The following is a 23,676-nucleotide window of genomic DNA, read 5'->3' as shown; positions in this document are numbered from 1 at the left end:
GCTGGCTGTGTCCGACACAGGATTGTCGACCATACTTCGCGCTGTGGAGCAGCGCATAGGTTCGAGCAGCCAGCCCCTGGAGGGCGCCGGATTCGACCCGGCCTTCGTCCCCGGGCTCACCGCACCCGTCGTGTCCTCCGACGCACCGGAGGACAAGAAGTCGCCGGACGCGGAGCCCGAGGACGCGACGGCCGAGGCGGCGGAGCCGGAGGAGTCGGAGGAGTCGTCGGGCGCGAAGGCGGACGACGTGGACGGGGAGGCGGAGGCCGGGGAAGCCGGTGCCGACGACGCCGGTGAGGACGACGCGTCCGACGGGCCCGTCTTCGAGGCCTCCGACCGCCGTGCGGAGATCGTCGCGGACGAGAAGGGCGTACGACTGCGCCTGGACGACCAGAGCTGCGAGTTCCGCTGGGACGAGATCGGCGCCGTCGAGACGGAGACCCCGCGCTTCGGCAAGCGGTTCACCATCACGGTGCACACGCCCGACCGCCGCTGGTACCCGATCGAGATCGAGGCGGCGGCCAGGAGCCGGTTCGCCGAGTGGGAGACGCAGCTCGACGCGGTGCTCGACGCGTACTTCGACGACGGCGACGAGGCCGAGGACGACGAGTCCGCCGAGGTGGACGAGGCGGCACTCGCCGAGGCGGAGGCCGAGGTCCGCAAGGACTAGGCGGTGCGAAGGGCCTGAGCGCGGCTGCTCAGGCCCTTTCTTCGCGTTCAGAGCCGGTTCGCGCCGAGGGCGATCTCCCGGAGCTGCTTCATCGCCGGGACCGGGGCCGTACCGCTGTCGACGCGCCCCCGACACGCCCCGCCCCGTGCCTCCGTCCGCCGGGGTGGTCGGGCCGAGGCCGTCTTGTCCTGAGGGGGTTCCCGTGCGGACCATGTCCCTGACCGTGTCGGGTTGTCGCAGCGAAGGGGAGCTGTCGTGTTCGACAGTCTTGGGGATCTGGGGAAGCTCAAGGACAAGGCCGAGGAGATCGCCGGCGAGCACGGGGAGGCGATCTCCGACGGGCTGGAGAAGGCCGGGGATCTCATCGACGAGAAGACCGACGGCAGGCACAGCGAGCAGATCGACACCGCCGTGGACAAGGCGCAGGGGCTGCTGGACAGGCTCGCCGAGAGCGCGGGCAACAACGGCGCGCAGGACAAGGACCGGCCGGCGGAGTAGGGCGATGGGCGGGGGTGCGACCGGGCCTCCCGGTCGCACCCGCGCCGTTCATCGGCGTCCGCTACGACAGCGCGTGCACATGCGCTCCCACCGAGTTGGACCATGAACTGCCCGCCGCCGCGTCCCAGTTCGTCGACCAGGTCATCGCGCCCCGGAGGTCGGGGTACGTCTTCGACGGCTTGAAGGTGCCGCAGTTGGTGCCGGCGGTCAGGCAGTCGAGGGCGTTGTTCACGATGGTGGGGGAGACGTAGCCGCTGCCCGCCGCGCTGGTGGAGGCCGGCAGGCCCAGGCCGACCTGGGACGGGGCCAGGCCGCCCTGGAGCTGGATGCAGGCGAGGGCCGTCAGGAAGTCGACCGTGCCCTGGCCGTAGACCTTGCCGTCGCAGCCCAGCATCGTGCCGCTGTTGTAGTACTGCATGTTGACGACCGTGAGGATGTCCTTCAGGTTCAGCGCGGTCTGGAAGTACGCGTTCGACGTCGACTGCATGTCGATGGTCTGCGGTGCCATCGTCAGAATCAGCGACGGGCCCGCCTTCGTGGACAGGGTCCTCAACGCCTGTGTCATATAGGTCGCGTTGAGGCCGTTCTCCAGGTCGATGTCGACGCCGTCGAAGCCGTACGTCTGCATCAGGGAGTAGACCGAGTTGGCGAAGTTCGCCGCCGACGCCGAGTCGTTGATCGACACCGTGCCGTTCTGGCCGCCGATCGAGATGACGACCTTCTTGCCGGCTGCGTGCTTGGCGGCGATGTCCGCCTTGAACTGGTCGACCGTGTAGCCGCCGAGGCCGGCCGAGTCGAGTGTGAAGGAGACCGCGCCCGGAGTGGAGGTCGCGTCCGCGAAGGCCACCGCGATGATGTCGTACTGGGAGGAGACGGCCGAGAGCTTCTGGACGGTCGCGCCGTTGTTGAAGTTCTGCCAGTAGCCGGTGACCGCGTGCTTGGGCAGCCCGGTGCCGCCGTTGCCGCCGGAGGCCGTCGTCGTGCCCGTGACCGCCGTCGACTTCCCGGACTCACCGGCCGAGTTGGTCGCCGTGACCTGGAAGGAGTACGCGGTCGACGCCGTGAGGCCGGTCACCGTGGCGGACGTCCCGGTCACCGCCGTGACCTTCGTGCCGTTGCGGTAGACGTTGTAGCCGGTGGCTCCCGACACCGCGCTCCACGCGAGGGAGACCGAGGAGGAGGTCGTGGAGGACACGGACAGGCCGCCCGGGGTCGCGGGGACCGTCGGGGCCGGGTCGCCGCCACCGCCGCCGTCGGGGCCGTAGACCGAGATGTCGTCGGCGTAGTAGGCGGCCTGCCCGTACCAGCCGTGGGTGTACACCGAGACGGAGGTCGTCGAGGCGCCCGTGGTGAAGGTCGTCGACAGCTGCTTCCAGGTTGTCGTGTCGGGGGTCCAGGTCGAGACGTCGGTGGTGCCCGTGCCCGTCACGCCCAGGTAGGAGTAGCCGCCCTGGACCCACGCGCTCAGCGTGTACGTCGAGTTGGGCTTGACCGCGACCGACTCGCTGCACTGGGCGTTGTCCTGTCCGGCGGGCGTGGCCTTGAGCGCCGCCGCGCCGCTGTGCACCGGGGAGGAGACGGTCGTGCCGCTGCCCGCCGTGCAGGTCCAGTTGGTCAGGCCCGATTCGAAGCCGGCGTTCTTGGCGTTGTTGGTGTCGGCGGCGGACGCCTGGCCGGTGCCGGCGAAGGAGAGGGCGAGGGCGGCCATGGCGACCCCGGCCCACAGTCGTCTGTTCCTGAGGACGGGCATGCCTGGTGCGCGGTCCACTGATGCCTCCGGTGGGGGAGTTGGAGGGGACTGTGACGAACGACGGTGGCCACCGCTGGAGTTCAAGAGTTGGTCCAGACCAATTGAGCTGTCAAGAGGTCCAGACCAACTTCCCCCGAGGGGGATTCGGCTCCCCGTTCGCGATCAGCCGCTCGACCTGCCCCGTTTTGGCGTGTTGTGTGCAACGACAGTTGCGGGACAGCTACCGAAACGCTGTTCTCCGGTCACAGGGGCGTGGTTACAGTGCTGAGGTAGTCACGCAATGAAGTCAACTCGGCGTACCGGAGTAATACCGGAAAGCCGACAGGCGTGAGACGGGGAGCTGCGCGTGCCAACTGCCATTGCCGTGACCAGCGCCGACATGGCGCTGCCACCACAGGACGAACGAACCGTGCCCGCCGTCGTGCTGCGGGACCTGGATCAACGACCGCTGGACCAGGCGCTGTCGGAGATGCAGGCCCTCATCGACCAGCACGGGCATGTCGTCGTCGTGTCCTCGCAGGCGGTGTCCGAGGGTGTCGACCGACGGCTGCACACCATCCGGTCCATCCTGGAGACCGACCGGATCGCCCTGTTCCGTCCTAATCTGCCCCCGCTCGGACTCGCCGTACTGGCCCGCCAGTTGAGGCAGCTCGCGTCCTGCGACCTCAGTCCCGGGGTGCTCGCCTCGGCGGGCCGGCTGCTCACCCACTACATCCACGCCGGCGCGCTCCTCGGCTCGGTCACCAAGCTCGACCGGGTCCCGGTCGGCCTCAAGTCGCACGCCAAGTCCTGGGTGCCCGGCAGCCAGTTCGCGGTGCTCGCCCACCCCGAGCCGCAGCTCGTCAAGGTCGGTCCCGGGGCCGAGCTCGCGGGCCCGGAGTTCGGCACCTGGATGCTGGTCGCCAAGGGCCAGTTGCAGTCCGACTGGATCGGCACCACCCTCGCCCCGGCGTGGAACGCGATGGGGCTGCGCGAGGCCACCCTGCCCGCCGAGTCGGCGAGTTGGTGGGGTACGAGCAAGTTGGTCGAATTCTGTACCTATCTGCCCGATCTGTCGGTGCTGTATCAACTGGTCACCTCGGTACGGCAGTCCGTGTGCCATTGGTGCGGCATCGACGTCATCGGTGACCGATGTGTCTTCTGCTCGGCGACACCACCCGTTCACGAGAACCAAACGTCCAGCGGATAAGTCATCCCTCCACAGGACACGCTTACAGCACCCGATCCCGCCGGACCCGCTCGACCCGGCGCGATCCCGACCGATCCGCTCCTCTCCGCTCGACCGATATCCCCAATGAGGTTGTACGGTTCATGAACTCCCGTCAGCGCCGCGGCGTGATACTCCTGCTCCTGTCGGTCCTCTGCGCCCTCGGCGCGTTCGCCGGCGTCCTCTCCGTCATCAGCGACGTGAAGTCCAAGGTCGGCCCCGAAGTCGCCGCCTACCAGGTCAAGGACAACGTGGCGCCGTACACGGCCCTCACCGCCGCTCAGTTCAAGAAGATCGAGATGCCCAAGCGGTGGCTGTCGGACAACGCCGTCACCGATCTCCGGCAGATCCAGGGCAAGATCGCGGTGACCACCCTGCGCAGCGGCTCCCTGCTCCAGACCGACATGATCGTCGACCAGCCCGCCCTGCAACCCGGGCAGCAGGAGGTCGCCATCATGATCGACGCGGCCACCGGCGTCGCCGGCAAGATCACCCCGGGCTCCACGGTCAACGTGTACGCCACCTTCGCCGGCGCGAAGGAGGGCGACCCCGACCAGTCGAAGATCATCGTGACCAACGCGAAGGTCATCGACGTCGGCCACATCACCGCCCTCGACCCGGGCAGCAACTCCGACAAGAACCAGCAGCAGTCCACCAACGGCGTACCGATCACCTTCGCCCTGTCCACCCTCGACGCCCAGCGCATCACCTACGCCGAGTCGTTCGCCGAGCGGGTACGGCTGGCACTGGTGGCGCCCGGCACCGATACGACCGTGCCCGAGCAGGACCGGACGTACGAACTCGCGAAGGACAAGTGAGAGGCCCGCATGCCCACCAGGATTCTCCCGGCGGTCGGAGACGCGGACGCCATCCGCGCCATCACGACCCTGCTCAGCCAGCTCCCGGACGCCGACCCGGTGGCCCCGGTGGCCGACTCGACGCAGCTCATCGACACCCTGGCCCGGCTCGCCGCCGAGTCCGTCGACGAACTGCCCGAGGTCGTGGTGGTGCATGAACGCATCGGCCCCGTACCGGCCCTGGAGCTGGTCCGCGAGGTCGCGCTGCGCTTCCCGGCGGTGGGCGTCATCCTCGTCACCACGGACGCCAGCCCCGGCCTCTTCCAGGCCGCCATGGACTCCGGCGCCCGCGGCCTCGTCGCCCTGCCGCTGAGCTACGAGGAACTGGCCAACCGGGTCCAGGCCGTCGCCGCCTGGTCCGTGGGCGTACGGCGCCATCTGGGCCACGGCGGCGACGTGTTCACCGGGGTCGGCGGCACCGTCGTCACCGTCAGCGGCGCCAAGGGCGGCGTCGGCGCCACCCTCGCCGCGATCCAGCTCGCCCTCGCCGCCCAGACCTCGGGCCGGAGCACCGCGCTCGTCGACATGGACCTCCAGACCGGGGACATCGCCTCCTACCTGGACGTCCAGTTCCGCCGCTCCGTCGTCGACCTCGCCGCGATCACCGACATCTCGCCGCGCGTCCTGGCCGACGCCGTGTTCCGGCACGACACCGGGATCGCGCTGCTGCTCGCCCCCGGCGAGGGCGAACGCGGCGAGGAGGTCACCGACCGGTCCGCCCGCCAGATCGTCAGCGCCCTGCGCTCCCGCTACGAGGTCGTCGTCATCGACTGCGGCGCCCAGATGAGCGGCGCCAGCGCGGCGGCCGTCGAGACCGCCGACACCGCCCTGCTGTTCACCACCCCGGACGTGGTCGCCGTACGGGCCGCGAAACGCACCGTCCGCATGTGGGACCGGCTCCAGATCCGCAAGGCCGAGGAGACCACCATCGTCGTCAACCGGCACACGCGCGGCACGGAGATCCAGCCCGCGCTGATCCAGCGGATCACCGGCACGGCGGTCGCGGGCACCGTGATCCCCGCCAACTTCAGGGAACTCCAGGGCGCGGTGGACGCCGGCCGGCTCCACGAACTCGACAACAAGAGCGTCGTCAAACAGGCCCTGTGGGGCCTCGCGGGCGAACTCGGACTGGTCAAGGTCCCCGAAGGCGCCCAGAAGGGCGGCCGGTCGCGGGGCGGCGGCGACCGCGGCTCGCTGAGCCTCCGCCGCCGCAGGGAGTGAGGGGGATGCGGATGACCGCGCACGGACGGGACCGGGGCCAGGTCACCATCGAGTTCCTCGGCATGACCCCGCTGATCATTCTGACGCTGGTGCTGATGTGGCAGTTCGTGCTGGTGGGGTACACGTACACGCTCGCGGGGAATGCTGCGGACGAGGCGGTGCGGGCGGGGACCGCGGCGGCACCGGGCGGCGCGCGCCAGGCCGCCTGCGAACAGGCGGGCCTCAGCAAGCTGTCCGCCGCGTGGAGGGACGGGGCCGAGGTGAGATGCGGGGGCACGGGGTTCGTCACGGCCGACGTCACGCTCGACGTGCCCGTCCTCTTCCCGGGCTCGATCGCCTTCCCCTTCACGGTCCACGCCCACGCGGGCGCCGTAGAGGAGGCGACGCACTGAGATGTCCCAGGACCGCAGCGCGCGCGACCGCGGACAGGTCGCCATCGAATACCTCGGGTTCATCCCGATCCTGATCCTCGTCACCCTGGCCGCCGTGCAGCTGGGGCTGATCGCCTACACCGCCGAGCAGGCGGGGACGGCGGCACGGGCGGGCGCGCGCAGCGCCTCGCTGCGCCAGGGCGCCCAGCCGGCGTGCAGCGACGCGGTCAGCGCCAAGCTCACGGTCGTCGGCTGTCCGGCCTCCTTCGGCGGCGACACGGTCACCGTCACCGCCTCCATCCACATCCCGTCCGTCATCCCCGGCTACGACGGCTTCGGCAACGCCAGCAAGACCGCCACCATGCCGCTCGACCACTGACCACCGACACCGAACAAGGAGCGAGGAGCACAGCACTCATGGGTCTGCGGGAACGCGTCAACCATCCCGAGGAGAACGGCCATCGAGGCGAGGAAGGCCACATGGTCGCCTCGTACCGCGCCAAGCTCCTGGAGGAGATCGACCTCGCGGAGATGAGCGCGCTGGCCGCCGCCGAGCGACGGGCCCGTCTTGAGCGGGTGCTCGGGCACATCATCAGCCGCGAGGGCCCGGTCCTGTCGACCGTCGAGCGCTCGCAGCTGATCCGCCGGGTCGTCGACGAGGCGCTCGGCCTCGGCATCCTCGAACCGCTCCTGGAAGACGCCTCGATCACCGAGATCATGGTGAACGGCCCGGACGCGATCTTCGTCGAACGCGGCGGCCGGGTGGAGCAGTTGCCGCTGCGCTTCCCCTCCCACGACCAGCTGATGCAGACCATCGAGCGGATCGTGTCGACGGTCAACCGCCGCGTGGACGAGTCGAATCCGATGGTCGACGCGCGCCTGCCGTCCGGCGAACGCGTCAACGTCATCATCCCGCCCCTGTCGTTGACGGGCGCGACGCTCACGATCCGGCGCTTCCCGCGCTCCTTCACCCTCCAGGAGATGGTCGGCTTCGGCTCGCTCGACGAGCACATGCTGTACCTCCTCGCGGGCCTGGTGCACGCCAAGTTCAACATCATCGTGTCCGGCGCGACCGGCACCGGGAAGACCACCCTCCTCAACGCGCTCTCCGGCCTGATCCCGGAGACCGAGCGCATCATCACCATCGAGGACTCCGCCGAACTCCAGCTCCAGCAGTCGCACGTGATCCGCCTGGAGGCCCGCCCGCCGAACGTCGAGGGCAAGGGCCAGGTCACCATCCGCGACCTGGTCCGCAACTCGCTGCGCATGCGCCCCGACCGCATCGTGGTCGGCGAGGTCCGCGGCGGCGAGTCCCTCGACATGCTCCAGGCGATGTCCACCGGCCACGACGGCTCCCTCGCCACCGTCCACGCCAACAGCGCCGAGGACGCGCTGATGCGGCTGAAGACCCTGGCGTCCATGTCCGAGGTGGAGGTCCCCTTCGAGGCGCTGCACGACCAGATCAACAGCGCCGTCGACGTCATCATCCAGCTCACCCGCTTCGCCGACGGCGCCCGCCGGATCACCGAGATCGCCCTCCTCGACAGCCACGGCAGCGAGCCGTACCGGCTGGCGACGGTCGCCCGCTTCAGCCCGCAGCCCATTGCGGCCGACGGCCGGGTCTACGGCGTCTTCGAGTACTTCCCGCTCTCGCGCCGCACCGCCGACCGCCTCTACATGGCGAGCCAGCCCCTGCCGCAGGCCTTCGGCGTCGCCCAGCACACGGAACACCTAGCCCTCAGAGAAGCCAGTAGGTAGGAACCGACCCCATGGATCTCCAGACGATCGTCACGCTCACCACCGGCGTCACCCTGCTGACCTGTGTCCTGGGTGTCGCCGGAGTGCACGCCTACGCCACGGGCCGGGCCCAGCGCGCGGCCCTGGTCGACCGGCTGTCGTCGACCGGACAGATCCCGCTCGGCCGCGCCCGCCGCTTCCGCGGCCTGGACCGCAGACTGCGCCGCACCCGCCTCGGCCGCAAGCTCGAACTGCGCCTGGCCGCGACGGGGTTGGACATGACACCGGGTGAGTTCTTCGTCTACATGCTGGCCACGGTCGCCGCCCTCTGGCTGATCGGCCAGGCCTCCCTGGCGCCCTTCTTCGGCCCGATCGCGGGCCTGTTGGGCATCGGGGTGGCGATCCAGTTCCTCAACTGGCAGCGCCAGAAGCGCATCGAGAAGTTCATCAACCAACTCCCCGAACTGGCCCGCATCATGGCCAACGCCACCCACGCCGGACTCGCCCTGCGCACCTCGATCAGCATGGCGGCGGAGGAACTGGAGGCCCCGGCCGGGGAGGAACTCGCCAAGGTGGCCAACCAGTTGGCGGTCGGCGCCTCGATGGACGACGCGCTGGGCGAACTCGCCGACCGGCTCCCCTCCCGCGAACTCGTCGTCCTGGTCACCACGTTGGTGCTCTCCAACCGGGCGGGCGGCCAGGTCGTCAGCGCCCTGCGCAACCTCACCGAGACCCTGGAGGAACGCAAGGAGACCCGCCGCGAGGTCCGCACCCAGCTCTCCCAGGTCAACATGACGTCGTACGCCGTACCGGTGATGGGCGTGGGCGCCCTGTTCCTGATGAACGGCGTCAAACCCGGTGCCCTGGACCGGATGACGGGCTCCCCGATCGGCCAGGCCTGCGTGATCATCGCCTTCGGGCTGTACGCGGTCGGCTTCATCCTCATCCGCCGCCTGTCCCGCATCGACGTCTGAATCGACGTCTGAGAGGAGGAACCCGATGACGGCACTCGTTCTCGGACTGGTCATGGGCCTCAGCGTGTGGGGCGTCTTCGCCGGTGTCCGCATGTACCGCGCGGACGCCAAACTCCCCACCGACCTGGTCCTCGCCCTGGAGGTAGGCGCCACCCGCACCGGCGCGGTCGACTCCGTCGTGGACCGCCTGGGCATGCGCTACGCCCCCACGGTCCTGCGCCTGATGGGCCCCAAGCAGGTCGCCAAGTACCGCCGCAAGATCGACCTCGCGGGCAACCCCGGCGGCCTCACCATCGACCGCTACGCGGCCCGCCGCGCGGTCTACGGCTTCCTCGGCGGCTTCGGCGGCCTGGTGTTCCTGCTCAAGGGCAACTACCTCCTCGCCATCGTCCTGTTCGCCTTCGGCGCGTTCTGGACGGAGGTCGGCATCTGGTCGGCGATCCGCATCCGCAAGGACGTGATCGAACGGACGCTGCCCGACTTCCTGGACGTACTGGCGGTCGTGGTGAGCGCGGGCCTCGGCTTCCGCCAGGCCCTGGACCGGGTGGCGTCGAAGTACGAGGGCCCGTGGGCCGACGAACTCCGCATCACGCTACGGCAGATGGACCTCGGCATGAGCCGCCGCGCGGCCTTCGCGGAACTGCGCCGGCGCAACGACAGCGAGCAGGTCGCCATGTTCGTCACGGCGTTGCAGCAGGGCGAGGAACTGGGCGCGCCGATCGTCGACACACTGGTCGCCCTGGCCAAGGACATGCGCCGCACGGACGCGCAGAACGCGCGGAGGAAGGCGGCCCGCGCGGTCCCCAAGGCCACCATGATGATCACCACGTTCATGGTCCCGGCCACGATGCTGCTGCTCGGCGCGGGCCTTCTCCTGGGCTCCGGCACGGACTTCAGCTCGATCACGGGCAAGTAGGCGGGAACGGGGGCGACTTCACGATGGCGACGACGGGACGACTGCGACGGCGCGCGCAGCCGACGGAGATCACCACCCCACCGGCCGGGACGGTCCTGCCCGACCACGTCAGGTCCGGCGCGAGGGACATACCGGTGACGACGGTGACGCCGGCGCTGCCGCCGGGGTGGACACCGGCGGACTCGACGCGACCGGCGGAGTCGACGCGACCGGCGGAGCCGGTGGGACCGGTGGGGCGGGGACTCCCGGGGGTTCCCACACCGGCGCCGCGGCCGGCGCTGGAACGCGTGGCCACCGACGGCGAGGCAGCCTCACCGGGCCCACCCGCACCCGCCGCCGCACCAGCACCAGCACCAGCACCCGTTCCCGTTCCCGTTCCCGAGGAGAGCGCGCCGGACGGCGGCGGTGCGGGTCCGCGCCGGACCCCCGCCGAAGGCCGGGGCGTGGCGCTCCCCATCCAGGTCAGCGCCCTCCAGGCGATGTGCCGGCAGGTCTTCGGCTTCCGCCTGGCGATGATCGCCCTCGCCGCGCCCTCCGCCCTCCTCAACGCCAACCCCGGAGTGGCCACCCGCCTGGTCGGCGCGGCCGTGGTGGTCACCTTCATGGCCTCCTACGTCCTGTTCCGCGACTGGGAACGCTTCGGCCCCCTCCTCCTGCGCCACCCCTCCCTGCTGGCCCTGGACACCCTCTTCGCCGCGCTGCTCCTGATCTCCGCGGGCCCCACCAGCACCCTCGCCTACGTCAGCGTCTGCACCCCCCTGCTCGCCGGCATCGTCTACGGCTGGCGCGGCGCGGGCTGCTTCGCCGGTCTCCAGGCCGTGATCCTGCTCCTGGCGCAGACCGCGGCGGCCGACGCCCACCGGGGTGTGGCCGAGGCCTCCCTGCTCCCCGGGCTGTGCGTGATCGCGGGCGCGGTGGGCGTGACCCTGCGCAACCTGATGCTCCGCTTCGGCGAGGCCACGACGGCGTTGACGACGGTCCAGGCGCGGCTGGCGGTGACCGAGGCGGTCGGCGCCGAACGGGCGCGGCTGGCCCGCGAGTTGCACGACTCGGTGGCGAAGACCCTGCACGGCGTGGCACTCGCGGCGGACGGCCTGGTCGGCTCGGCGGGCGCGGACCGCATGGACCCCGCGCTGGTGCGGCAACAGGCGGAACTGGTGGCCCGCTCGGCGCGCCGGGCCGCCGCCGAGTCCCGGGAACTCCTGGCGGACCTGCGGCGCGAGTCCGACCCCGGCCAGGGCACCGACGTACTCGTCGAACTGGCCGCCCGCACCAGGGACTTCAGCACCAGAACCGGCCTGCCCACGACCTACCGTCCCACCGGCGAACACGGCGTACCACCGGTCCCGCCCGCCGTGGCGCGCCAGCTCCTCACGATCGCGACGGAGGCGATGGAGAACGCCCACCGCCACGCCACCCCCACCAAGGTCGACGTACGCGCCGGGGTCCACGACGGCCTGCTCCGTATCAGCGTCTACGACGACGGCCGCGGCCTGCCTCCCGGTACGACCCTCGAACAGCTGCGCAGGGCGGGCCACTTCGGCCTGGTCGGCATGGTGGAGCGGGCGGCCTCGGTGGGCGCCCGCATCCGCATCGGCCGGGGCGGCCATCCCAAGGGCACGGAGGTCCGCCTCGAACTGCCGCTGGACGCGCTGACGACAGGGACGCCGTGAGCGATCGGCCGCAGCGAGCCGTATCCGTCCCCCCACACATACAGACGACCCGAGAGGAGGCAGCCATGCCGGACCGTACGACGCCCCACACCGGCGCGCCGCAGCCGCCACCGCCGAACCCGTTCCCCGACTTCCCGCCGCCCGCGCCGACTTCGCCCCTCCGTGTCGTGGTGGCCGACGACAACCCGGTGGTCCGGGCCGGTCTGACGGCCCTGCTGTCGGGCCGCGCGGACATCACGGTCGTGGCGGAGGCGACGGACGGCCGCGAGGCCTACGAGGCGGCCCATCTCCACCGCCCGGACGTGGTCCTGCTGGACGTCCGCATGCCGGGCGTGGACGGCATCTCCGCGCTGCCGTACCTGGTGGGGATCGCGCCGGTCGTGATGCTCACGTACAGCAGGGAGTCGGAGATCGTGCGGGAGGCGCTGCGCCGGGGGGCGGGCGGCTATCTGGTCCACGGCGAGTTCACGGCGGACGAACTGGTGGCCGCCGTGCGGGACATCAAGCAGGGCCGGGCCCACTTCACGCCGTCGGCGGCGGGGGCGCTGCTGGCCCAGCTGCGCCAGGAGCGGACGGGCCCGGCACTGCCGGAGGGCCTGGGGTCGTACGAGTCTCAACTGAGTGCGAATGCACACGGATTCCAGGCTCCTGCTGCCCCTCCATCACGAAGTTCTTCACAAAACCTTTCGCAACTGCAACCGAATGTGGGACAGTTGTCGTCGGACAGGGCACGGTTTCAACTCAGCGCGAGGGAGGCGGAGATCATGGACCACATCGCGTCCGGGATGACCAATCAGCAGATCGCCGCCACCTGCTTCATCTCCGAGAAGACCGTCAAGAACCACATCAACCGCATCTTCGCCAAGCTGCACAGCACCAGCCGCTCCGAAGCCGCCGCCAAGTGGCTCGGCACAGCGCCGGGTTCGGCGCGGGGACTGGGGTGAACCGTGGCCACGCGACGATACGACCCACTGGCCCGGCGCACGGTCCGGGCCCCCCATTGGGCCCGGGATTGGGCCCTGGGACCCTCTGACACGACGGCCGTCGAGGCATACCGTTCTCCTGTCGAAACCGCCACCGGCGACGAGGAAGCCGGTAACGCGTCACTCGGAGGGGAACACCATGAGCGACCTGATGCTGAGGACCGCCGTCGCGACCAAGGTCCGCGTGAACAACTGGAAGAACACGACCGTCGCGGCCGTCCGACGCCGCGCCGGCGACGAGGGGCAGACCGCGGTCGAGTACCTGGGGATCATCGCGGTGGTCGTGGCGATCGTGCTGGCCATCACGGGTACCAGCATCGGGTCGACGATCCTGGGAAAGATCACCGGTCTGATCAACCAGGTCGGCGGCTGACCCGACCGCACCGCCACGGAGACGCAGGGCAGGCCTTCCCCATCTACATCACGGTGGTGGGGGGTCTGCTCTTCCTTGCGTTGGCGTACTTCGCGGTCGGTCAGGCCACGGTGAACCGGAGCGGCGCCCAGACGGCCGCCGACGCGGCGGCGCTCGCGGCCGCCCAGGACACGCGGGACCGACTCGCCGACCTCTGGGTGACCGACGTACTCGATCCCACCAAGTGGCAGGACATCTTCGACGGCAAGGACGTGACGTTCGACGGCTGCGGACGGGCCGACCAGCTCGCGTCCCAGAACGACGCCGATGTCACGGGCTGCGACCCCAACGCCTTCCTCATGCGCTACGACGTCACGGTGCGCACCAGGAAGACGATGGGAAAGTCGATCGTCCCCGTCACCGAGGGCAAGAGGTCGAACGCCTCCGCCGCGGCGGTCATCGAGCCGCTGTGCACCTTCGAACTCCCCGGCACCGGTGCCGGGAACACCGTGCTGCCCGAGCTCACCTGCAAGGACGGCAGGAAGTGGGAACCCGACCCGACCGATCCCACCGGTCTCCCGGGACCCGAGGACCTCTTCGACGTCCATCTGGCCGACTGACAAGCGAACGACGAGTGACGAAGGAAGCAGAGTGATGAGCATTCGGTTCACCGCGCAGGCCCGCAGGGGGATGGTGGCGTTGACCGTTGCGGCGGGCCTGGCCCTCGGCGTGGCCGGCTGCGGCGGGAACGGGAACGACGCCAAGAAGCCCGACACCTCGGCGTCCCCTTCGAAGACCAGTGGATCCCAGCCGAGTGCTCAGGAGGGGCAGTCCCAGGCACCCCTGGCCGAACTCACCGGCCCGGACGGGCTGTCGCTCCAGATCACCTCCGCCGTCCGCGACTCCGGCGGCTTCCTCACCGTGAACGGCGTCATGAAGAACGACGCCGACAAATCCGTGGTCATCCCGGTGGCGTTGCGGGGCGACGAGACCGAGATCCTGCGGCACGGCACCTCGCTCGGCGGCGCGACCCTCGTGGACTCCACGGCGAAGAAGCGCTACTACGTGCTGCGCGACACCGACGGACGGCCGCTGACGACGACGGACTTCGGGACCCTCGACGCCGGCCAGACCCTCCCGGTCTTCATGCAGTTCCCCGCGCCGCCGTCGACCACGACCCAAGTCACCCTGCAACTGCCCACCTTCGCCAGCGGCACCATCAAGATCTCCGGATGAGGCGACCGTGACCACCACCCCTCGTCTCCCGCTCGTCGTGGCCGCCGCCACGCTCATGGTCGCCGCGAACATCGTCGGCGCGGTCGCGGCCCACGCCGACGACACCCCGAGCCCCGCCGTGCCCCCGGGCACCGAGGCCTCCGCCTCCGCCCCCGTCCAGGTCGACCCCAACGACCCCGACCTGAAGCTCCCCGAAGGCGCCACCCTGGCCGCCCCCAAGGTCCTCGACATCAAGTCCGTCGTGGAGGACCAGGGCGGCGAGGAGCGCCGCGAGGACACCAACTCGGACGTCACCTTCGCCCTCCAGGCCGAGGTCCTCTTCAGCAAGGACAGCGCGAAGCTGAGCGCCGCGGCGAAGTCCCGCATCGACGCCATCGCCGCCGAGATCAAGAAGCAGAACGCCACCACGGTCCGCGTCTTCGGCTTCACCGACAACCTCGGCTCCTCCGCCCACGGCGACGTCCTCTCCAAACAGCGCGCCGACGCCGTACAGGCCGTCCTGGACGCGGACCTGAACGACCCGAACATCACCTTCGAAGTACGCGGCTACGGCGAGCAGTACCCGATCGCCGACAACTCCACGGAGGCCGGCCGCAAGAAGAACCGACGGGTCGAGGTGACGTTCCCCCGCACGGAGAGCTGAGGCCCACCCGCTGCTTGGGCACCGATTTGGGCCCACGGGCCCATCTCGGGCATCCGTCCCGTCCCTAACCTCTGGTAGCTCCAGTGGTGTTGGACGACGGACGGCGGGGGACGGGGAGACATGGCCTCGATCGGGGGAACGGGCGGGGAAGTCGGCGGGTCGGGCGGGCGGTGCGCGATGCCCGCGCCGCTCGCCGCCGCGCTGGTGCTGGTGCACGCTCTGCTCGCGGTCACCGTCGTCGGCGGGCTCGGTGTGCTGTCGACCGCCGCGTCGTACGACACGCTCGACGGTCAGGTCGTCGCGCTCGTCGCCTACGCCGCCACGCCCGGTGTCCTCGGCTGGTGGCTGGCCCGGCGGAGTTGGGAGGGCGGAACCCGGGTCCGGCTCGGACTCCTCGCCGTACAGGGCTGGTTGATCCTCGGCGGTGTCGTCAACCTCGTCTCCGGGTCCGCCCGCGGCGGCCTCCAGCTCTTCCTCCCGATCGTCGTCGTCTTCCTCCTGCTCCGCCCGGAGAGCCGCGAGTGGTACGGACTCGCCGGACTGGAACGCGCCGAGCGCCGCCCGTTCTCCCTCGCCCGGCTGATCCGCTGGCGCCGGGACGAGGGGCAGACGGCGGTCGAGTACGCCGGGTTCATCGCCATCGTCGCCGCCATCGTCACCGCCCTGCTGGTCAGCGGCCTCGGCACCCAGATCTTCAGCGGCATCCAGTCGGAGGTCTGCAAGGTCACGGGTGTGGGCTGCGGCAGCGGTACGGGGGACGGCACCACCACGACCACCGGGACCGGCACCACGGCCGGCGACAAGCCCGCCCCCGCCCCCGTCACCGGCAAGAAGGACGACAAGGGCGACGGAAGCGACGGCGGAGACGACCACGGCTGCTTCTCCGGCGTCGGCGCCTTCTTCGGCTGCGCCGGCGACCAGGTCAAGCAGGTCGGCCAGGGCCTCTTCGTCGACGGTGTCTGGGGCGACCTCACCGGTATTTGGGACATGGTCCGCCACCCCGTCGACACCGTGAAGGGCATCGGCGACTACGGCAAACAGCTCGGCGACGACTGGTCCAAGAACTCCAAGGACGCCGGCAAGAAGTGGTCCGACGGCGACTACGGCGGCGCCCTCTGGGACTGGACCGGTGCCTCCGTCAAGACGGGCGGCACGGTCCTCTACGACCTGTTCATCGGCGACGACGTCGCCAAGGACTGGAACAACGGCGACAAGACCCGCGCCGTCACCCACGTCCTGTGGAACGTCGGCTCCCTCTTCATCCCGGGCTACGACGGCGCCAAGATCGTCGAGAAGGTCGGCGACCTCGGCAAGATCGGCAAGCTGGGGAAGCTCGGCGAGCTCGCGGAGAAGGCGGGCAAGGCCGCGGAGGACGCCAAGAAGGCGGCCAAGGCCGGGGATGTGGCGGGCGCCGAGAAGGCGGCCAAGGAGGCCGACGACGCGGCTGACGCGGCGGAGAAGAAGGCCCGCGAGTCCGGTTGCGTCATCGGCGCCCCGGCGCACCGGATCCCGTACGGCGACGGTGGTGGCCCCACGTTCGGAGGCACCGGAACGGGCACCACGGTCCTGGCCGCCGGCAGCGCGCCGTACGTCGTCCTCGCACAGGGCAAGGACTGCGACGAGGACGCCGAGAAGGAGGCCGAGGAGGCCCGGAAGCAGGCGGACGAGGCGGACAAGGCCGCGGACAGGTGGGAGGCGGGAGACGATGTCCCCGGCCCGGCGCGGGGAAAGACGCTGCGGTTCCCCAACAAGCGGCACACCGTCAGCGGAGCCGGAAGCGGCCAGATCCGGGAAGAGAACACCGTGATTCTGCGCGGAAACGAGGATCTGGTCCGTGCGGACATCGAGGGCATAGCGAAGAACCGCGCCACGCTCTCGGCGGACGGAAACACCTACGAGATCAACGGTCGCAAGTACCGGGTCGAGGGCAACGGAACCGTCTTCCCGGTCTCGGGCCCCGGCCTGGTCGAAATGGACCGCACTGAATACGCTGCTCTGAAGGAGATCGTCAGGAACAAGGGCGACCTCGGCAAGTCGCAGGCGCTGCAGCGCGACCCCAAGTTCGTCAACAACCCCGAGAAGGTGGCGAAGGCGAAGCAGGTCTACGACGGGACGTACAAGTGATCGCGAATCTCTTCACCGTGCGGGAGCTTGAGCCCGCGATCCTGCGGACGGCACTCGCGGATCTGCTGGGAGTGGCGGAGGGAGAGGTCGACGCGGCGGACAGGGACGGGGACCAGGAGGTGCGGCGCTGGGACGCGCCCGTCCTGTGCACCTACCGCGTACTGCCCCTCGGTGACCTGGCACTGGAGCTCGACCTCCATGTCGAGGACGGCGCCACGGGTGCCCTCACCGAGGGAGATCTCGCCCACGGGCTCGCAGTCCGTACGGCGACGTCCGTCCTCCGTCCTGCGGGGGACCTCGGCCTGGACAGCGCCTACTGGATCGCGGTGCCGGACGGACGTGCCGTGCGATGCCGGCTGGAGACGATCGACTCCGACGAAGACACGACCTATCGAGTCGACGCCGTGGAAGAACAGGTACCCGATCTTCCGCGTGCCAAGGTGGAGAACCTCCCCGAAGTGCTCGACCACGAGCCCATCGCGACCCCCGTCTCCGATGCGTTTCTGGCCACCCTGCCGACGGGGACGACGGCGAGTGTCGAAGGTCGCGTCCACTACGCCCTGCGTGTGTGGGAACGGCTCGTTCACCGGCTGACCACTGCGTGGCACCCCTCCGGGCGGTACCGGGAGGACCTTTTCCAGCGCGACCTCCAGGCTCGCGACGACCTTGAGCGGCTCATGACCGAAGTCGGGGTCGAGCACGCCGAGAACCTGCGCGCGACGCTCGCTCGGCTGGATGACGGGTTCCGGAACGGCACGGAGCCGGGCGACCACACCGACGCCGAACACTGGTGGCGGAACCGCAGGCCGAGGAGCGTGCCCTGGTGACCAGGCGGACCGATGCCGAGCCGGACCCGCCACACGGTGTACGGGACGACCGCGCGAGGCAAGGCAGCCGTGCACAGGAGCGCACCGGACCGGCGACCGGGGACCTCCTGCCGCCGGAGGAGCGATGACCCCTTGGAGCCGGACGGTGGAGGTCCTGCGGCAGCGGCATGTCACGGACGTCCTCGTCCCGGGCCGGATCGACCGGGAGGAGACGCTCTCCCGGTTCGTCCCGCAGCCGCTCGTCGTCTTCGTCGTCCTCGACGACGGGGCCCTGCGGCTCGAATCGGTCGGCGGCTACGGCCAGTTGGCGGTCCGGGTGGTGGACCGGGTCGGTCTCGGCGGCGTCGACCTCTACGCGGCCATCGAGGAGGAGGGGGACGAACTCGCCCTGGCCTCCCAGGGCGAGCAGCTCTTCGGCGACAGCTGGGACCGCCTGCGCTGCACGGCCGTCCGGCCCTTCACGGACCAGGACTCGAACCCGGAGGAGGGCGTGGTCAAGTGCCTCGCCCTCGAACTGGAGTCCCGCTACTGGCTGTTCTTCGACCCGACCTGGCCCTTCGGCATCAGGATCGGCAACGCCGAGGACATGCGCCGCTGGGAGTCGGAGTACGGCGAGTAGCCCGACCGCCGCACCCGCGACGCCCGCCAATACCCCCCGGCTACTCCGTCTCCACCGTGACCTGGACCCCCGCCCGCACCCCCCACCCCGCCATGGCCCCCGCCTCCGCCTCCAGCACATGCCGGGAGCGCAGGCGGGGCAGGCCCAGGCGGCCCGGTTTCATCGTGTGGACGGCGACGACCTCCAACTTCCGGTTCAGATAGGCCACATCGATCGGGAAGCGCATCCGGAACGTGTGCACACTGCTCGCCGGCGAGAGCAGCATCGCCCCGTCGATCCCGTCCCGGCCGAGCAGGCCCTTCGTCCTGGCCCGGTAGGAGGTCGCGAGTTCCAGCGGCACGGTGACCGCGCCCGCGGCCCCCCGCACGATCAGCTTTCCCCGCCCGTCACGCCAACGTCGTCCCATACCGAGTCACCCTCCCGCGCCACTTCGGATCCGTCCGGTGCCGACCGACCGTATCCACCCCCGACTGGGCCCCACATGGGCCCACGGACCCATGCCCCGCCCGCCGCCACCTGGATATCGTCCCCGTGTGCGCCTGATGCTGATCGTCGTGGGTGCCCTCTGGGGCGCGTGCTCGGGCCTGCTGCTGCCCCGCGCCGCCCACCGTCTCTCCGTCGACGCCGAGGACCCCTGGAAGGAACGGTGTCCGGGCGGCCATCCGATCGAGGGCCCGTTCGCCGGCTGGCTGGGCCGCGCCCGCTGCTCCGGCGCCGACGACACGCACCGCTGCGGGTCCTACGGCCCGAGCACCCCCGCCGTGGCCACCACGACCGCCCTCGTCTGCGCGATCCTGGCCGCGGCCACCGGGCCGCGCCCCGAACTCGGCGTCTGGCTGCTCGCCGCACCCGTCGCCGTGCTGCTCGCGCTCGTGGACCGCCGGGTGCACCGCCTCCCCGACGTCCTCACCCTCCCGCTCGCCGCCGCGACCCTCGCGCTCCTCGGCGTCGCGGCCCTGCTGCCCGCCGACGCCGGTTCCTGGCCCACCGCCCTGCTCGGCGGACTCGCCCTCGGCGCCGGGTACTTGGTGCTGTATCTCATCAACCCGGCCGGCATGGGCTTCGGCGACGTGAAGCTCGCCCTCGCCCTCGGCACGGCCCTCGGCTGGTACGGCTGGCCGGTGCTCGTCACGGGCGCCTTCGCGGGGGTGCTGTACGGCGCGGTGTACGGCCTCGGCATGGTCGTGCTGCGCCGGGCGGGCCGTAAGACGGCGATTCCGCTGGGGCCGTTCATGCTGGGCGGCGCGTTCACTGCCTTGGTGCTGGGAGCGTTCGCGGTGGCGTGAGACGGTGGTGGACCCGGGACCCGGGACCCGGGACCCGGGAACCGGGACCGGGACCGGGGGCGAGGGGCCAGGGGCCAGGGGCCTGCGGCGGACGAGACGGACGAGGTGGCGTACCCGTGCGGAAGATCTCCTACATGATGTCCGTGTCCCTCGACGGTTTCCTGGAGGGCCCCGACCGGGACATCGGCTGGCATCTGGTCGACGACGAACTCCACCAGCACATGAACGACACCCTCAGGCCCATGGGCGCCTTCGTCGACGGCCGGGTCACCCACGAACTGATGGCCTCCTACTGGCCCACCGCCGACGCCGACCCGGACGCCTCCCCGGTCGTCGCCGAGTTCGCCGCCATCTGGCGGGACAAGCCGAAGACCGTGTACTCGCGGACCCTGCCCGCCGGTCCCGCCGAGTGGCACACGACCGTCGTGCCCGAGGTCGTCCCCGAGGAGGTGCGCGCCCTCCAGGAAGAGCCCGGCGGCGATCTCTGCCTCGGCGGCGCGGACCTCGCCGCCACCTTCTTCCGGCTCGGCCTCGTGGACGAGATCAAGGTGTACACCCACCCGGTCCTCATCGGCCGGGGCAGACGGATGTTCCCCGACACGGACACCCGCACCGCGCTCCGCCTCGCGGAGAACCACACGTTCGGCAACGGGGTCGTGCTGACCCGCTACGAGCGGACCGCCCCGTGAACCCGGTGTGCGCGGTGCTCCCACCGGACAGGAAGAACCCATGACTGGACTCGGCGCGGTGTTCCGGCCCCAACTGCCCCCCGAACGACTGCGGGCGGTGGTCGAACTCGCCGACGCCTCGGGGCTCGAAGAGCTCTGGCTCTGGGAGGACTGCTTCCGCGAGGGCGGGATCTCGGCCGCCGCCGCGGCGCTCGCCTGGAGCGAACGGGTGCGGATCGGGGTCGGACTGCTCCCGGTCCCGCTGCGGAACGTCGCGATCACCGCGATGGAGGCCGCCACGCTGTACCGGCTGTTCCCCGGCCGCCCGATCCTCGCGGTCGGACACGGCGTCCAGGACTGGATGGGCCAGGTCGGCGCACGCGCCGAGTCCCCGGTGACCTTGCTGCGCGAGCATCTGGACGCGCTGCGCGCCCTGTTGAGAGGTGAGCGGCTCACGACCCGGGGGCGCTACGTCGCACTCGACGACGTCGGCCTCGACTGGCCGCCCGCCGGACCCGTCGACATCCTGGCCGGCGCCGGCGGCCCCCGCACCCTGCGCCTCTCCGGCGCCGCCGCCGACGGTACGGTCCTCACCGCGTCCACCGCACCGGAGGGCGTCCGGCGGGCCCGCCGGCTCATCGACGAGGGACGGGAGTCGGCCGGCCGTACCGATGCCCACCAAGTTGTCGTCTATCTCCTGACCGCCACCGGGCCCGATGGCGCCGCCCGTCTCCGTGCCGAACTCGCCGAGGAGGGGCTGGAGTCGGTCCCCGACCTCGGTGTCGCGGGCGACGCGGACGCCGTGGCGGAGGCCGTGCGGCGCCTCGTCGAGGCCGGCGCCGACACCGTCGTCCTCCAGCCCACGGGTGACGAACCCGACCCGGAGGCCTTCGTGCGCTTCGCGGCGGAGGAGGTCAGGGCGCTCGTCCCCTGAACCGCCCGGCCGTGCTCGGGAAATCGGCAGCGCCCACGGACGGCGCCCTGCGACCATCGCCCCATGGGCAACAGCAGGAGCTTCGAGGATCTCGTCGCCGAAGGGGCCGCCGTACCCACCGAGGGCTGGGACTTCTCCTGGTTCGAGGGGCGGGCCACCGAGGCACGTCCGTCGTGGGGATACGCCCGCACCGCCGGGGACCGCCTCACCTGGGCGAACACCGTCCTGGACGTGCAGACCGGGGGAGGGGAGGTCCTCGACTTCGCGCTGAGCCGGGCCGCCGCCCAGCCGCCGATGCTGGTCGCCGCCACCGAGAGCTGGCCGCCGAACGTCGCCAGGGCCACCGCCTTGCTCCGCTCGCGCGGAGTCGTGGTGGTCGCGGTGGCGGAGGGGGCTCGACTGCCGTTCGCGGACGCCGCGTTCGATCTCGTGCTGAGCCGCCATCCGGTCCGCGCCGACTGGCCGGAGATCGTCCGCGTGCTGCGCCCCGGTGGCACCTACTTCGCCCAACACGTGGGCCCGCGCAGCGGGTTCGAGCTCGTCGAGCACTTCCTCGGCCCGCAGCCGGATGACGTGAGCGGTGCCCGTGACCCCGAGCGGGAGCGGGCCGAGGCGGAGGCCGCGGGGCTGGAGACGATCGACCTGCGGGCGGAGCGGCTGCGCATGGAGTTCCACGACATCGGGGCCGTCGTGCACTTCCTGCGCAAGGTGATCTGGCTGGTACCGGACTTCACGGTCGAGGCCTACGAGCCCCAACTCCGTTCCCTGCACGAGCGGATCGAGACGACGGGCCCGTTCGTGGCGCACAGCTCCCGGCACCTCTTCGACCTGCGCAAGCCGCTCGGGTGACGGCCGGCGCGGGTCAGGCATGCGGTCCGGTGGTCACCGTGCCGATCACCAACTCCGGGCGCGCCTGAAGCACTTCGCCCACCCGCTCCACCCGCTCGCCCAACTCCCGCTCCTGCCGCGGCGTCAGCCCTCCCAGCGGCTCCACGGTGACGGTGGTCCGCCGTCCCCGCCTGCGCTGGTGCCAGACCCCGGCCACCACCCCGTCGACCAGCAGCACGGGATGGTTGCCGGCCTGCCCGCCCGCCAGCGCCCGCCGGTACGCGGCCCCCGGGAACAGCGTCTCGCGGGGCTGCGCGGCGATGACGTAGGCGTCGAAGTAGGGCAGGAGGCGCACGCCCCGGACCGGTTCGCCCGGGAAGGCGGTGTCGCCCGCGGCCACCCAGGCGGGTGTGCCCGCGAAGTCGACCTCCTCGATCTCGCCCCCGGCGGCGCAGGTCCCGAAGAGCGTCGTCGCCCAACTCGTGGGCGCCGCGAGCCATTTGGCGAAATCCGGTGGGGTCGCCGGGCCGTAGGCGCGCAGATAGCGGTGGACGAGGGCGCGCAGGGCCTCGGCGGCGGGGAGCGGGGTGAAGCGGGACGGGCGGGTGTAGGTGACTTTGCGGCCGCGGCCGGGGCCGAAGCACAGGTCGCCGGACTGGCCGGCCCGGTGCAGGACCTGGCGCCAGCGCGGCCACAGCTCCTGGAAGGCCGGCATCACCCTGTCCCCGGCCCATGCGCCGGTGCGGGCGACGACCGCCGCGTCGAGTTCGTCGATGGTCAGCGTCCTGCCGTCGAGGGCGTCGGCGACGGCCGCGAGCACCTCGGTGGTCTGCGTGTCGGTGAGCCGGATGCCGGGGGCGAACCGGCCCGTGCCCGGGATCGCGGTCAACGCGGAGCTCCACAGCGGGAGTTCGCGCGCGGGCAGCAGATGGACGGTTCCGCGCGGGCCATGGGTCCTGACGAGGGTGGCGGCCGAGCCGTCGGCCTGCCACAACGCCTCACGGACATCCGCCCGGGTCCGCCCGGCCGTCCGTACGCCCACCGACAGCTCGGCCGCCGACAGGACCTGCGCGTGGGCGGCGGGCATCGCCGCCACCACGTCGGCGACCGGGGTGCCGGTCCCGGCCGGGGTGTCCAGGAACTGCCGTCCGAGGCGGCGCGCACTCGCCCGGTCCCAGGTGATCCGCACGGTCATGCCGCGACCGTAGGGCCGAAGTAGGTCACCGGATGTCCTCCACACCTGCACGCGGTTTCCACATCGTTATGGGGATCGGCTCGCGTCCCGGCCGTCTCCTCACGTAA

General features: G+C 71.1%; 26 protein-coding genes. 23 read left to right on the top strand and 3 right to left on the bottom strand.

What is annotated here, in order from left to right:
* The first annotated feature begins 43 nt into the window (after nt 1–43).
* Together ACIQPR_RS02265 and ACIQPR_RS02260 are read left to right on the top strand one after the other, a co-directional pair.
* Nucleotides 44–670 (top strand): hypothetical protein, encoded by a 627-nt coding sequence (locus tag ACIQPR_RS02265; protein WP_403640603.1) that lies wholly within the window; start codon nt 44–46, stop codon nt 668–670.
* Between the two features lie 255 nt (nt 671–925).
* Complete coding sequence (locus ACIQPR_RS02260; RefSeq protein WP_403640600.1) at nt 926–1,168, top strand: antitoxin; 243 nt, start codon at nt 926–928, stop codon at nt 1,166–1,168.
* A 61-nt stretch (nt 1,169–1,229) separates the two neighbouring features.
* Here the strand turns inward: ACIQPR_RS02260 and ACIQPR_RS02255 are convergent, their stop codons facing one another.
* A complete protein-coding gene (locus tag ACIQPR_RS02255) occupies nt 1,230–2,918 on the bottom strand; it encodes a chitinase (protein ID WP_403642846.1) in 1,689 nt (562 codons plus the stop codon).
* A gap of 379 nt (nt 2,919–3,297) precedes the next feature.
* Between ACIQPR_RS02255 and ACIQPR_RS02250 the strand changes: the two genes are divergently transcribed.
* From ACIQPR_RS02250 to ACIQPR_RS02170, 17 genes are all read left to right on the top strand, one after another.
* Nucleotides 3,298–4,107: a hypothetical protein gene (locus ACIQPR_RS02250; protein WP_403642844.1), complete on the top strand. Its 810-nt coding sequence runs from the start codon at nt 3,298–3,300 to the stop codon at nt 4,105–4,107.
* 122 nt (nt 4,108–4,229) lie between these two features.
* Nucleotides 4,230–4,943, top strand: coding sequence for a Flp pilus assembly protein CpaB (cpaB, locus tag ACIQPR_RS02245; protein WP_403640597.1), 714 nt, complete (start codon nt 4,230–4,232; stop codon nt 4,941–4,943).
* Between the two features lie 9 nt (nt 4,944–4,952).
* On the top strand, nt 4,953–6,203 hold the full coding sequence (locus ACIQPR_RS02240) for a CpaE family protein (protein WP_403640594.1): 1,251 nt from the start codon (nt 4,953–4,955) through the stop codon (nt 6,201–6,203).
* Nucleotides 6,204–6,208: 5 nt separating this feature from the next.
* On the top strand, nt 6,209–6,595 hold the full coding sequence (locus tag ACIQPR_RS02235; protein ID WP_403640591.1) for a TadE family protein: 387 nt from the start codon (nt 6,209–6,211) through the stop codon (nt 6,593–6,595).
* Between the two features lies 1 nt (nt 6,596).
* Nucleotides 6,597–6,953, top strand: coding sequence for a TadE/TadG family type IV pilus assembly protein (locus tag ACIQPR_RS02230; protein ID WP_403640588.1), 357 nt, complete (start codon nt 6,597–6,599; stop codon nt 6,951–6,953).
* 38 nt (nt 6,954–6,991) lie between these two features.
* Nucleotides 6,992–8,332, top strand: a complete 1,341-nt coding sequence (locus ACIQPR_RS02225) for a CpaF family protein (RefSeq protein WP_403640585.1) — start codon at nt 6,992–6,994, stop codon at nt 8,330–8,332.
* Nucleotides 8,333–8,343: 11 nt separating this feature from the next.
* Nucleotides 8,344–9,285, top strand: coding sequence for a type II secretion system F family protein (locus ACIQPR_RS02220; protein ID WP_403640582.1), 942 nt, complete (start codon nt 8,344–8,346; stop codon nt 9,283–9,285).
* Between the two features lie 25 nt (nt 9,286–9,310).
* Complete coding sequence (locus ACIQPR_RS02215; RefSeq protein ID WP_403640579.1) at nt 9,311–10,201, top strand: DUF5936 domain-containing protein; 891 nt, start codon at nt 9,311–9,313, stop codon at nt 10,199–10,201.
* A gap of 23 nt (nt 10,202–10,224) precedes the next feature.
* A complete protein-coding gene (locus tag ACIQPR_RS02210; protein WP_403640576.1) occupies nt 10,225–11,874 on the top strand; it encodes a sensor histidine kinase in 1,650 nt (549 codons plus the stop codon).
* Between the two features lie 65 nt (nt 11,875–11,939).
* Complete coding sequence (locus tag ACIQPR_RS02205) at nt 11,940–12,818, top strand: response regulator (protein WP_403640573.1); 879 nt, start codon at nt 11,940–11,942, stop codon at nt 12,816–12,818.
* 178 nt (nt 12,819–12,996) lie between these two features.
* Complete coding sequence (locus tag ACIQPR_RS02200; RefSeq protein ID WP_403640570.1) at nt 12,997–13,230, top strand: Flp family type IVb pilin; 234 nt, start codon at nt 12,997–12,999, stop codon at nt 13,228–13,230.
* The gene (locus ACIQPR_RS02195) at nt 13,227–13,829 is read left to right on the top strand and encodes a pilus assembly protein TadG-related protein (RefSeq protein WP_403642841.1); all 603 of its coding nucleotides are present in this window, start codon (nt 13,227–13,229) and stop codon (nt 13,827–13,829) included. The genes ACIQPR_RS02200 and ACIQPR_RS02195 overlap by 4 nt, the downstream gene beginning before the upstream one ends.
* 34 nt (nt 13,830–13,863) lie before the next feature.
* Nucleotides 13,864–14,445 (top strand): hypothetical protein, encoded by a 582-nt coding sequence (locus tag ACIQPR_RS02190; protein ID WP_403640567.1) that lies wholly within the window; start codon nt 13,864–13,866, stop codon nt 14,443–14,445.
* A 55-nt stretch (nt 14,446–14,500) separates the two neighbouring features.
* A complete protein-coding gene (locus tag ACIQPR_RS02185) occupies nt 14,501–15,088 on the top strand; it encodes an OmpA family protein (protein ID WP_403642838.1) in 588 nt (195 codons plus the stop codon).
* Between the two features lie 120 nt (nt 15,089–15,208).
* Entirely contained in the window at nt 15,209–17,212 is a 2,004-nt protein-coding gene (locus ACIQPR_RS02180; protein WP_403640564.1) for a Flp family type IVb pilin, read from the top strand.
* A complete protein-coding gene (locus ACIQPR_RS02175; RefSeq protein WP_403640561.1) occupies nt 17,209–18,039 on the top strand; it encodes a hypothetical protein in 831 nt (276 codons plus the stop codon). Before ACIQPR_RS02180 ends, ACIQPR_RS02175 begins: the two co-directional genes overlap by 4 nt.
* 124 nt (nt 18,040–18,163) lie before the next feature.
* Nucleotides 18,164–18,658: a hypothetical protein gene (locus ACIQPR_RS02170; protein WP_403640558.1), complete on the top strand. Its 495-nt coding sequence runs from the start codon at nt 18,164–18,166 to the stop codon at nt 18,656–18,658.
* A 40-nt stretch (nt 18,659–18,698) separates the two neighbouring features.
* Here the strand turns inward: ACIQPR_RS02170 and ACIQPR_RS02165 are convergent, their stop codons facing one another.
* Complete coding sequence (locus tag ACIQPR_RS02165) at nt 18,699–19,064, bottom strand: DUF192 domain-containing protein (RefSeq protein ID WP_403640555.1); 366 nt, start codon at nt 19,062–19,064, stop codon at nt 18,699–18,701.
* Nucleotides 19,065–19,200: 136 nt separating this feature from the next.
* Here ACIQPR_RS02165 and ACIQPR_RS02160 point away from each other — a divergent pair, with 136 nt between their 5' ends.
* From ACIQPR_RS02160 to ACIQPR_RS02145, 4 genes are all read left to right on the top strand, one after another.
* Nucleotides 19,201–19,944: a prepilin peptidase gene (locus ACIQPR_RS02160; protein WP_403642835.1), complete on the top strand. Its 744-nt coding sequence runs from the start codon at nt 19,201–19,203 to the stop codon at nt 19,942–19,944.
* A 116-nt stretch (nt 19,945–20,060) separates the two neighbouring features.
* A complete protein-coding gene (locus ACIQPR_RS02155; protein WP_403640552.1) occupies nt 20,061–20,633 on the top strand; it encodes a dihydrofolate reductase family protein in 573 nt (190 codons plus the stop codon).
* Nucleotides 20,634–20,673: 40 nt separating this feature from the next.
* Nucleotides 20,674–21,546, top strand: a complete 873-nt coding sequence (locus ACIQPR_RS02150) for an LLM class flavin-dependent oxidoreductase (protein ID WP_403640549.1) — start codon at nt 20,674–20,676, stop codon at nt 21,544–21,546.
* A gap of 63 nt (nt 21,547–21,609) precedes the next feature.
* Nucleotides 21,610–22,395: a class I SAM-dependent methyltransferase gene (locus tag ACIQPR_RS02145; RefSeq protein WP_403640546.1), complete on the top strand. Its 786-nt coding sequence runs from the start codon at nt 21,610–21,612 to the stop codon at nt 22,393–22,395.
* A 13-nt stretch (nt 22,396–22,408) separates the two neighbouring features.
* On the opposite strand, the gene ACIQPR_RS02140 is transcribed toward ACIQPR_RS02145, so the two are convergent.
* Nucleotides 22,409–23,569 (bottom strand): winged helix DNA-binding domain-containing protein, encoded by a 1,161-nt coding sequence (locus ACIQPR_RS02140; RefSeq protein ID WP_403640543.1) that lies wholly within the window; start codon nt 23,567–23,569, stop codon nt 22,409–22,411.
* Nucleotides 23,570–23,676: the final 107 nt, after the last annotated feature.

Source organism: Streptomyces sp. NPDC091280, assembly GCF_044768565.1.
In the GTDB taxonomy this organism is placed as follows: Bacteria; Actinomycetota; Actinomycetes; order Streptomycetales; family Streptomycetaceae; genus Streptomyces.
The sequence above is the reverse complement of the archived record's forward strand: the minus strand, read 5'-3'. Positions and strand labels throughout refer to the sequence as shown.